Below are 9,687 nucleotides of genomic sequence, written 5' to 3' on the forward strand. Positions count from 1 at the left end.
AGGCCTGGCTGTAGGCGGAGATCACCTGCGGAGAGCATTGGTCTCTTTGCTACGATAGAACTGCTCCGTTTTCTGGCAGATCAGCGACGAAGCGACGGTCAGTATGATCGCCAGAAAAAGAGTAACCACAGGGTGAGGGCACCGAGGAGGTAGGCCAGTGGGTAACTGGTGATGGCGTAGATGTCGAGCTTTCTCGCGAGTGCTTGTTTGCCGTGATTTTCCAAGCGCCGTAGCCAGACATTACCCAATACCACCAGGGCAGTGATGATGAAGGTGCCGACGAGAAAGGCATCCATCAGGGTGATGTAGCCGAGCCGGGGTAGGTCACTGGAGATGGTGAAGTTGAAGGCGATGAAGAGCAACAGATTGCCGCCGGCCAGATCGATGCGCTTGGTGTAATCCTGCAGGAAGAAGGTGAACCAGGAGACGGTGATGATCAGCAGCACCGGGATTAAAATCCGCATCAGATAGTAATTGAGATGGCGCTCGGCGTGGAACTCCAGCACGAAGCGGGAGGCATCCCCTTTGGTAAATTCATTGTGGGTCGTTAGGTGGGTATTCACCTCGGTGACGATCCACTCCTCTTCGCCCAACTGATCCCCCAGTCCGCTGAACCCTTGCATCTCCTGAAATCGGAATAGATGCTGTGGGAAAATCGAATCCACATGGATGAAAAATAGTTGGTTGTCGAATGGAAACAGCCGGAAGTCGAATGCTGGGGCCTGGAAGGTGGAGGTGAAGCGTTCGAGGTACATGACGGTGCCATCCTCCGAGAGGGAGATGAGGCGGTTCTGGAAGTCCATTCGCCCCTGCTGGTTATGGTAGGTGAAGGCCGGCCAGCGGATCTGCTTCTCTTCTAATAGTTTGAGAAAAGTGGCAAGGGTGTAGGTGCGGTGTTTTGGTTCACCGGGGGCGTGCTCGAATGCCAGCAGCGGCTGGCGCCAGTCGATGCGCAGGCTGCCGACAACGCTGAAGTTCTCCTCCTTCTGATTGATGCCGGTGATCTGGTCGATCTTCAGGCCGATAAATACATCGCTGGGTTCAGCTGCTAGGCTGGCCAAGCTGATTAAAGATAGCAGACAGAATATGAGAGTCTTTGCAACGGTGTTTCCGTGGCTTCTTTGTATTGGCTGCATTGTTTTTCGATTGAATTGCCTATCTACGGATCAGAATGGCCTGATGGCAGGAGTCGGCTAAAAAATGGGGGTCCAGCATAGTCGACATTGACTGAAGATTGGTGGGGTAGTAGTAATGTCGTATGTAGGAAGGCCACCACAGAATTATAAATGAATATATTCCAGAAGAATATCTGGATGGAAAAGTGGATAAACGGGCTGTTATGAGGGGGGAATAATGGTTTTTTGCGCCAAAGGAACGGAGTATTTTTGTGTATACATGGAATTTTTTTCAAATCCATCCTACTATTCGACCTGAATTTTTGCCGCAGCAATATTAACTCCCCATCATCCTTAGAATCTCCGATTGGGGGCTGCAAGCTTTTCGCCTTTAGTAAGCTGTTGAAGATTTCTTCTCGACACGGATGGTACATTCTATGATTCAGATACCAGGGAAGGTTCTACTGAGTGACGCCGATTCCCCCAAGAAAGTCCTTTCAGCAATGCATTTATCGACTTTTTCGGTGTGCGCCATAGAAGCCTCCCCCCGGCCGATGTATGCGCTTCCTAGATATCCTTTCTGATATACCCAATTCCCAGCCTTTGCTGCGAAGGTAAATGTCGCGCTGTTTTTCTATCTGGCTCGATCCGATTTGATCTGCCGAGAGAGGCAAAGAATTAATATTGCCCAACTGTTTTTCATCTTCATGGGGCAATGCCACATAAAACGGAAAGCGATTTTTGATTGTAAATTAAGGAAATGACTTTTTGCATGAAGTCCTTTCCCTTTCGGTGCCAGCTTCTGTCAGTTAGGGAAACTCTGAACAAGCCCCTGGAATGAGTGATAATAGTGCTTTCCAGTTTTACGAGATAAGAGCATCGACCCGATGAGCTTCTCAGATGCGGAGCATGCCGCCAAACGGAAACAGACCCGCTTCTACTGGAGATGGATAAGAGCATCCCTTGGAAACGGCTGGAAGAGCGGATAGCCCCTCACTATCCCAAAGCGGGGAATGGCCGCCAGCCCTATCCCCTGTCGAGCCTGCTTCGCATTCACTGCCTGCAGCAGCATTGGTATGAACTGAATGATCCCGCGATGGAGGATGCCCTGTATGAAATCACCTCCGCGTCAGTTTGCCGGGTTATAGCTATCCAAGGAGCGTATCCCCGATGAAACAACTATCCTGAATTTTCGGCACCTGCTGGAACAGCATCAACTTGGAAAACAGTTATTTGATGAAGTTTCTGCCTACCTGGGTGAACGCAGGACTCCTGTTACGGGAAGGCTCGATCATTGATGCCAGCCTGATTGATGCGCCCAGTTCTACCAAAAACCGGAAAGGCAAACGTGACCCAGATATGCATCAGACGAAAAAAGGCAATTAATGGTGCTTTGGCATGAAGACCCATGTCGGCGTTGATGAGACTTTTGTCTGGTCCACAGTCTGGTGAATACTGCAGCCAGCGTGCACGACCTGACGCTCGCCCATGTGCTCTTACATGGCGAGGCAGAGCGCGTATACGCTGATTCTGGATGTCGAGGTATTGAAAAGAGAGAGGAGCACCAGGAGCGGCGTGTGGAATGGAACATTGCCATGCGATCGGGAAAGCGCAAATCACTCACTGATACCCCGCTTGATCGGACCATAGAGCGTATCGAATACCTCAAGGCAAGCATCCGGGCCAAAGTCGAACACCCCTTCCGGGTGATCAAGCGTCAGTTTGGTTTTACTAAGGTGCGCTATCGTGGCTTGGCCAAGAATGATAACAACCTTCACATGTTGTTTGCGCTGAGTAATCTCTATATGAGCAGGCATTTATTGGCGACTTAGGGGATGCGTACCTCTAACCGATGAGCCAGGCGCATCAAAACCTAAGAACAACGGCTATTAGTCGTCAATAATGGGGCTTATCTGGCTGATAGCGTCTGTTGAAGCATTATGCCCCAATCACCGCAACCCCTTCCTCTTCCAACATCCCGACCAGCCGGATCAGCGGCAGGCCGATCAGGGCATTGGGGTCGCTACCTTCGAGTTTCTCAAACAGTGTGATGCCGAGTCCTTCCGATTTAAACGAACCGGCACAGTTATAAGGTTGTTCCCTCTTTAGATAGTCGTCAATTGCTACGGCATCTAGTGGCCGAAAGTGAACATGAAATGGCTCACAGATGAGTTGAGAATCGCCACTGGTACTGTTCAGCAGACAGAGTCCGGTATAGAAGGTCACCCTGCGTCCCGCTGCGGCGCTAAGTTGTTCCACCGCCCGTTCGTGGTCTCCTGGCTTGCCGAGAATGCGTTCATCGATGGTCGCGACTTGGTCTGAGCCGATGATCAGGGCGTTGGGGAATTGCCCAGCCACCGCTTGCGCCTTCTTCAAGGCAAGCCGCTGCACCAGCGCATCCGGCGCCTCTCCATCGAGGGGTGATTCATCCACCTCTGGCGAAGCCGTGGTGAAGGGTAAGCCGAGGCGGGAGAGCAATTCTTTGCGAAACGGGGAGGTGGAGGCGAGCACCAACGTGTGTTCGCCCATCCTGTCTTTTCCGTGCATGATTTACATTCTATTTAACAATGGGTTGAAGAGGATGAGGTGCGCATTTTAGCAAATAAAGTGGAGTGTCATCTGTTGGGAATACGGGTCGCAATCAAGTATTGCTTTTCCTAAGAGGAGTGTTTTTTAGGATTGAGTATTGCAATACAGACTATGAATAATATTAATATAACAGTACATTTTCCAATAAAAACAATAGGTAACTAGATATACTTAAAGTTCTACATCCTTGACAAGGGGCGCTGAGAGAACGTACAACGTCCACAATGAAAAAACCAAGGGTGTCCTGTGCCTATGCTAATTTCTGATCTGATGCTCTCTGGCGTGAAGTTGATGTTCTTGGGGATGGGGGTCGTGTTTTCCTTTCTGGTGATCTTGGTGTTTACCATGTTAGCCATGTCCCGTCTGGCTGAAGTGCTCAGCCGATCCCAGGCCCTTAACGACACAGATGAATTGAGCCCTGCAAGGCCGGTGGTGACGCAGTCCGGCGTACGCAGTGATCTCGTCGCGGTCATCTCAGCAGCGATCACCCGCTACCGCACGACACAGGTCTGATTTCGCTGTAGAGTTGCGCGCATACAGACTCCCTTTTCCTTCACACAGCCTGTTTTCCTTATGAGCGATAAGAAACCCCTCGGAATAACCGATGTCGTCCTGCGCGACGCGCATCAGTCGCTGTTTGCAACCCGCCTGCGCATCGACGATATGCTGCCGATTGCGGAAAAGCTGGACAAAGTCGGCTTCTGGTCGCTGGAGAGCTGGGGCGGTGCAACTTTTGATGCCTGCATCCGCTTTCTGGGAGAAGACCCCTGGGAGCGCATCCGGCGCCTCAAGGAGGCGATGCCCAACACCCCACAGCAGATGTTACTGCGCGGACAGAATATCCTCGGTTACCGGCACTATGCCGACGACGTGGTAGAGGCCTTTGTCGATCGCGCTGCTGCGAACGGAGTCGATGTGTTCCGCATCTTCGATGCGATGAATGACCTGCGCAATCTGGAGACTGCGGTCAAGGCGGCCCTGAAGACCGGCAAACATGCACAGGGCACCATGTCCTATACCGTTAGCCCGGTGCATGATCTCGACTACTGGGTCAACATGGGGCGCCAGCTTGAGGAGATGGGCTGCGACTCGATCTGTATCAAGGACATGGCCGGCCTGTTGCGCCCCTACGTGGCTGAACAGCTGGTCATTCGGCTGAAACAGACCTGTTCCATTCCAATCGCCATGCAGAGCCATGCCACCACCGGTATGAGTACCGCCACTGCGGTCAAGGCGGCGGAGGCGGGCATCGACATGATCGATACCTCGATCTCCTCCATGAGCATGACCTACGGCCACTCGCCCACTGAATCGGTGGTGGCAATCATGCAGGGTACCGACCGAGATACCGGTCTCGATCTGCATCTGCTGGAGGAGATCGCTGCCTACTTCCGGGAAGTGCGGAAGAAATATGCCAAATTTGAAGGGGCCCTAAAGGGAGTCGACTCGCGGATTCTGGTGGCCCAGGTGCCTGGCGGCATGCTGACTAACATGGAGAGCCAGCTGCGCGAGCAGGGCGCCCACGATCGCCTCGACGAGGTGCTGGAGGAGATCCCCAAGGTCCGCAAGGATCTGGGTTATATACCACTGGTCACCCCGACTTCGCAGATCGTTGGCACCCAGGCGGTGCTCAATGTGCTGATGGGCGAGCGCTACAAAAGCATTGCGAAAGAGACCGGTGGTGTTCTCAGAGGGGAATACGGTGCAACGCCTGCACCGGTTAACGCTGAACTCCAGGCGCAGGTCTTAGCGGAGGGCGAAGAGGTGATCACCTGTCGTCCAGCTGACAGGATCGACCCGGAGATGGACAAACTCACCATGGAGTTCCGGCGGCTTGTCGAGGAGAAGGCAATCCGTGTCGCCGATGCGGAGGTGGATGATGTCCTGATCTATGCGCTCTTCCCTCAGGTGGGGCTGAAGTTTCTCGAGAACCGGGACAACCCAGATGCCTTCGAGCCGGTGCCGGGCACTGAAGCCGAGCCAGAGGCGAGCGAGGCTGCCGCTCCGGCAGCTGCCGGCGGAGGTCCTGAGTCCTATCAGGTGGAGGTCAATGGGGTCGCCTACAACGTTAAGGTGACGCCAGGCGGTGCGGTTACTGATGTGCGACCAACGGTTGCTGCACCAGCCGCAGCGGTTGCCGCGCCTGAGGTGGCCGCGGACGGTATCCCCATTGTCGCGCCACTGGCGGGCAATATCTTCAAGATCAAGGTGGTTGAAGGACAGAGCATTGCCGCCGGAGAGGTGGTGATGGTGTTGGAGGCGATGAAGATGGAGACTGAGGTGCGGGCATCTGTCGCCGGCATCATTGGCAATATCACTGTAAAAGAGGGGGATGCCGTGCAGGTTGGTGAGACCCTTCTGAGACTTGCCTGACGCTATGGAGATAGGATTCGAACCAATCTGGCAATCCATGGGGATTGCCAACATGAGTTGGGGCCAGGTGCTGATGATGAGTGTCGGCGGCCTGCTGATCTATCTGGCAATCGCGCGCAAGTTTGAGCCATTGTTGCTGTTGCCGATTGGCTTCGGCGCAATCCTCAGCAATATCCCAGTGGCAGGTATCGGCGGCGAGGGTGGGCTGCTCTACTATATCTACCATGTTGGCATAGAGACCGGCGTCTTCCCGCTGCTGATCTTCATGGGCGTCGGGGCGTTGACCGATTTCGGTGCGCTGATCGCCATGCCCTGGACACTGCTGCTGGGGGCAGCGGCCCAGTTCGGGATTTTCATTACCCTGATCGGTGCGTTGGCGCTGAATATGGTGCCAGGCTTCAACTTCACCCTGGCCGACGCCTCCGCGATTGCCATCATCGGTGGCGCAGATGGTCCCACCGCGATCTTTCTCGCCTCCCGGCTGGCGCCCGATCTGCTCGGTGCGATCGCCGTGGCCGCCTACTCTTATATGGCCCTGGTGCCGATCATCCAGCCGCCGATCATGCGCCTGCTCACTTCTGAGGCGGAGCGCGGCGTGGTGATGCAGCAGATGCGTCACGTTAGCAAGCTGGAGAAGATCCTCTTCCCGTTCACGGTATTGCTGCTCTGCATCCTGTTTCTGCCCTCGGCGGCGCCGCTGATCGGCATGCTGACCTTTGGCAATCTGCTGCGCGAGAGCGGCGTGGTGGACCGTCTGAGCCATGCGGCGCAGAACGAGCTTATCAACATTGTCACCATCTTTCTTGGTCTGGCCGTGGGATCCAAGCTCTCGGCTGATAAGTTTCTCAGCGTCGAAACTCTGGGCATTCTGGCGCTGGGTGCCTTCGCCTTCTGTATCGGCACCGCCGCCGGCGTGCTGATGGGAAAGGTGATGAATCGTGTCACCGGCGGCAAGATCAATCCGCTGATCGGTGCGGCCGGGGTCTCGGCGGTGCCGATGGCGGCTCGAGTGGTTAACAAGGTGGGGCTGGAGTCCAACCATCATAATTTCCTGCTGATGCACGCCATGGGACCGAACGTGGCCGGAGTCATCGGCTCTGCGGTGGCGGCGGGCATCCTGCTGGCCATCGTCGGGGGACAGTAATCCCCATTCTCAGACTAACTGCGTGAGCGGGCTGATGTTTTTGACATCGGGCCGTGTTGCATAATATCATCGCGCGCTTATGTCGAAACGGTTGCCCGAGCATCTTGATCCTTGGCGGTTTGCCGATCTTGGCGAGGCGTTTGCCGGTAGCGTTGCGCTGCAGGATCTGTCGAGGTTGCGTGAGTCTCTGCTGGATGATCAGGGTCGTGCCAGCTTTGAGCTGGAATTCTATCGCGACGAACGCCGCCGGGCCTGTCTGAAGGGGCGTGTCGAGGCGACACTGTTGCTCGAGTGTCAGCGTTGCCTGAAGGCAGTGCTGCTGAAGGTCAGCAGCGATACCGCCATCGCCTTTGTCGAAGGTTTCGATGAGGCGGAACAGCTGCCAGAGGCGCTCGATCCCTGGATGGTTGAGGATCAGCGGGTCAGTCTGCAGGATCTGATCGAGGATGAGCTGCTGCTGGCCTTGCCCCAAGTGGCGATGCATCCTGCTGATGAGTGCACTGCAACTGACACAGGCGCTAGGGCTGATACGGCGATTGAGGCAGCAGACGAGGCAGAGCGCGAGAATCCGTTTGCCATCCTCAGCGGACTGAAAGCGACAAAAGATTGAGATACAACAGGTATCGATTGATACTGATTTGAACTGAATATAGGAGCAAAATCATGGCTGTTCAGAAGAGCAAAAAGACCCCTTCCAGACGCGGCATGCGTCGTTCTCACGACTCCCTCACCGGTGAAACCCTCTCCATCGATTCCACCTCTGGCGAGACCCACCTGCGTCACAATGTTACCGCCGATGGTTTCTACCGTGGCCGCAAGGTAATCAACACCAAGGGCGAATAAGGCCGTTCAGGCTGATTTTGCACGACTGATTCAGGTTCCTGGCGCGTCTTCGACGGGCGTGCCGGGATCTTTGCATTTTGGGGGGCCTACGGCGGCATGAATAGCGCTGTCACTATCTCACTCGACGCCATGGGCGGTGACCATGGCGCTGCGGTTGTCGTGCCTGCCGCGCTGGATTACCTCAGGAATGATCCTGATGTGTGCCTGATTCTGGTCGGAAACGAGGCGCTCCTGCGGGAGAAGGTCGGTGGCCACAGCTTCGGCGATCGCCTGCGGTTCCACCATGCTTCCCAGGAGGTGGGGATGGACGAGCTGCCCTCGAAGGCGTTGCGCGGCAAGAAAGACTCCTCCATGCGGGTGGCGATCAACCTGGTCAAAGAGGGTGTCGCCGATGCCTGCGTGAGCGCCGGCAACACTGGTGCGCTGATGGCAACCTCCCGCTTTGTGCTGAAGATGCTACCGAATGTGGATCGCCCGGCGATTATTACGGCGCTGCCTTCTATTGAAGGGCAGACTTACATGCTCGATCTGGGCGCCAATGTGGACTGCAGTGCCGAGCACCTGTTCCAGTTCGCGGTGATGGGGAGTGAACAGGTCTCTGCGGTTGCCGACATCAGCAATCCTCGGATCGGTCTGCTGAATATCGGCCAGGAAGAGATCAAGGGCAACGAGCAGGTGAAGGGAGCGCATGAGTTGCTGGCCGCCAGTTCGCTGAACTATATCGGCTATGTGGAAGGCGACGACGTTTTCAAAGGCGGCGTCGACGTGGTGGTCGCGGACGGTTTTGTCGGTAACGTTGCGCTGAAGAGCAGTGAAGGTGTCGCCAAGATGATCAGCCACGCCATGAAAGAGAGCTTTCGGCGCAACTGGCTGACCAAGCTGGCTGGGCTGGCGGCGATGCCAGTGCTGAAGGCCTTTCGGCGTCGCATCGACCCACGTCGTTACAATGGCGCCAGCCTGCTTGGGCTGCGCGGTATCGTCATCAAGAGCCATGGTGGTGCCGATCAGCTGGCCTTCGAAAATGCCATCGGCATTGCCCGTAAAGAGGTGCTCACCGACGTGCTCAGCCGCATCGCTAGCCAGGTTGAAAAGCATCTGGAAAAAAGGGAAGGCGCGTGATCTATTCCCGCATAATTGGTACCGGAAGCTACCTTCCGGAGAAGATCCTGACCAATCAGGATCTGGAAAAGATAGTGGATACCACGGACCAATGGATCGTCGAGCGGACCGGCATTAAAAAGCGCCATATCGCCGGTGACGAGGAGTACACCTGCGATCTGGCGGAGAAGGCCGCACGCAACGCGATGCAGATGGCGGGGATCGATGCGAAGGATATCGACCTGATCATCGTTGCCACTACCACCCCGGATCAGGTATTTCCCAGCACTGCCTGTCTGCTGCAGGGGCGGCTGGGGATCCATGGCCCGGCGGCGTTTGATGTACAGGCGGTCTGTACCGGCTTTGTCTATGCCATGAGTGTGGCCGACAAGTTCATTAAGACCGGTAGCGCCAAGCGAGCCCTGGTGATCGGAGCGGAGACCCTGTCGCGCATCACCGACTGGAACGATCGCAACACCTGTGTGCTGTTCGGCGATGGTGCTGGCGCTGTGGTTCTGGAGGCGA

General features: G+C 55.5%; 9 protein-coding genes and 1 pseudogene. 8 read left to right on the forward strand and 2 right to left on the reverse strand.

Translation table 11 applies throughout. The annotated features are described in order from the left end of the window. Positions 1 to 98: 98 nt before the first annotated feature. Positions 99 to 1,061: a ligand-gated ion channel gene (locus RIFP1SYM_RS03170; RefSeq protein WP_006475451.1), complete on the reverse strand. Its 963-nt coding sequence runs from the start codon at positions 1,059 to 1,061 to the stop codon at positions 99 to 101. A 932-nt stretch (positions 1,062 to 1,993) separates the two neighbouring features. Here RIFP1SYM_RS03170 and RIFP1SYM_RS16835 point away from each other — a divergent pair. Further along, positions 1,994 to 2,947: pseudogene (locus RIFP1SYM_RS16835) on the forward strand (IS5 family transposase). 106 nt (positions 2,948 to 3,053) lie between these two features. Here RIFP1SYM_RS16835 and RIFP1SYM_RS03185 read toward each other — a convergent pair. Further along, on the reverse strand, positions 3,054 to 3,644 hold the full coding sequence (locus RIFP1SYM_RS03185; RefSeq protein WP_006475454.1) for a Maf family protein: 591 nt from the start codon (positions 3,642 to 3,644) through the stop codon (positions 3,054 to 3,056). Positions 3,645 to 3,956: 312 nt separating this feature from the next. Here RIFP1SYM_RS03185 and RIFP1SYM_RS03190 point away from each other — a divergent pair, with 312 nt between their 5' ends. From RIFP1SYM_RS03190 to RIFP1SYM_RS03220, 7 genes are all read left to right on the forward strand, one after another. Beyond that, complete coding sequence (locus RIFP1SYM_RS03190; protein ID WP_006475455.1) at positions 3,957 to 4,217, forward strand: OadG family protein; 261 nt, start codon at positions 3,957 to 3,959, stop codon at positions 4,215 to 4,217. Between the two features lie 60 nt (positions 4,218 to 4,277). Continuing rightward, entirely contained in the window at positions 4,278 to 6,077 is a 1,800-nt protein-coding gene (oadA, locus tag RIFP1SYM_RS03195; protein WP_005959207.1) for a sodium-extruding oxaloacetate decarboxylase subunit alpha, read from the forward strand. Between the two features lie 4 nt (positions 6,078 to 6,081). Continuing rightward, the gene (locus RIFP1SYM_RS03200) at positions 6,082 to 7,221 is read left to right on the forward strand and encodes a sodium ion-translocating decarboxylase subunit beta (protein ID WP_005959208.1); all 1,140 of its coding nucleotides are present in this window, start codon (positions 6,082 to 6,084) and stop codon (positions 7,219 to 7,221) included. 79 nt (positions 7,222 to 7,300) lie between these two features. Continuing rightward, a complete protein-coding gene (locus tag RIFP1SYM_RS03205; protein ID WP_005959209.1) occupies positions 7,301 to 7,831 on the forward strand; it encodes a YceD family protein in 531 nt (176 codons plus the stop codon). 53 nt (positions 7,832 to 7,884) lie between these two features. Beyond that, positions 7,885 to 8,064, forward strand: a complete 180-nt coding sequence (gene rpmF / locus RIFP1SYM_RS03210) for a 50S ribosomal protein L32 (protein WP_005959210.1) — start codon at positions 7,885 to 7,887, stop codon at positions 8,062 to 8,064. 96 nt (positions 8,065 to 8,160) lie between these two features. Beyond that, positions 8,161 to 9,183 (forward strand): phosphate acyltransferase PlsX, encoded by a 1,023-nt coding sequence (gene plsX / locus RIFP1SYM_RS03215; RefSeq protein WP_005959211.1) that lies wholly within the window; start codon positions 8,161 to 8,163, stop codon positions 9,181 to 9,183. Then, positions 9,180 to 9,687 (forward strand): beta-ketoacyl-ACP synthase 3 (locus RIFP1SYM_RS03220; protein ID WP_039959651.1); only part of this gene is annotated, 508 nt, incomplete at its 3' end. The genes plsX and RIFP1SYM_RS03220, both read left to right, overlap by 4 nt.

Source organism: endosymbiont of Riftia pachyptila (vent Ph05), from assembly GCF_000224455.1.
GTDB lineage: Bacteria > Pseudomonadota > Gammaproteobacteria > Chromatiales > Chromatiaceae > Endoriftia > Endoriftia persephonae.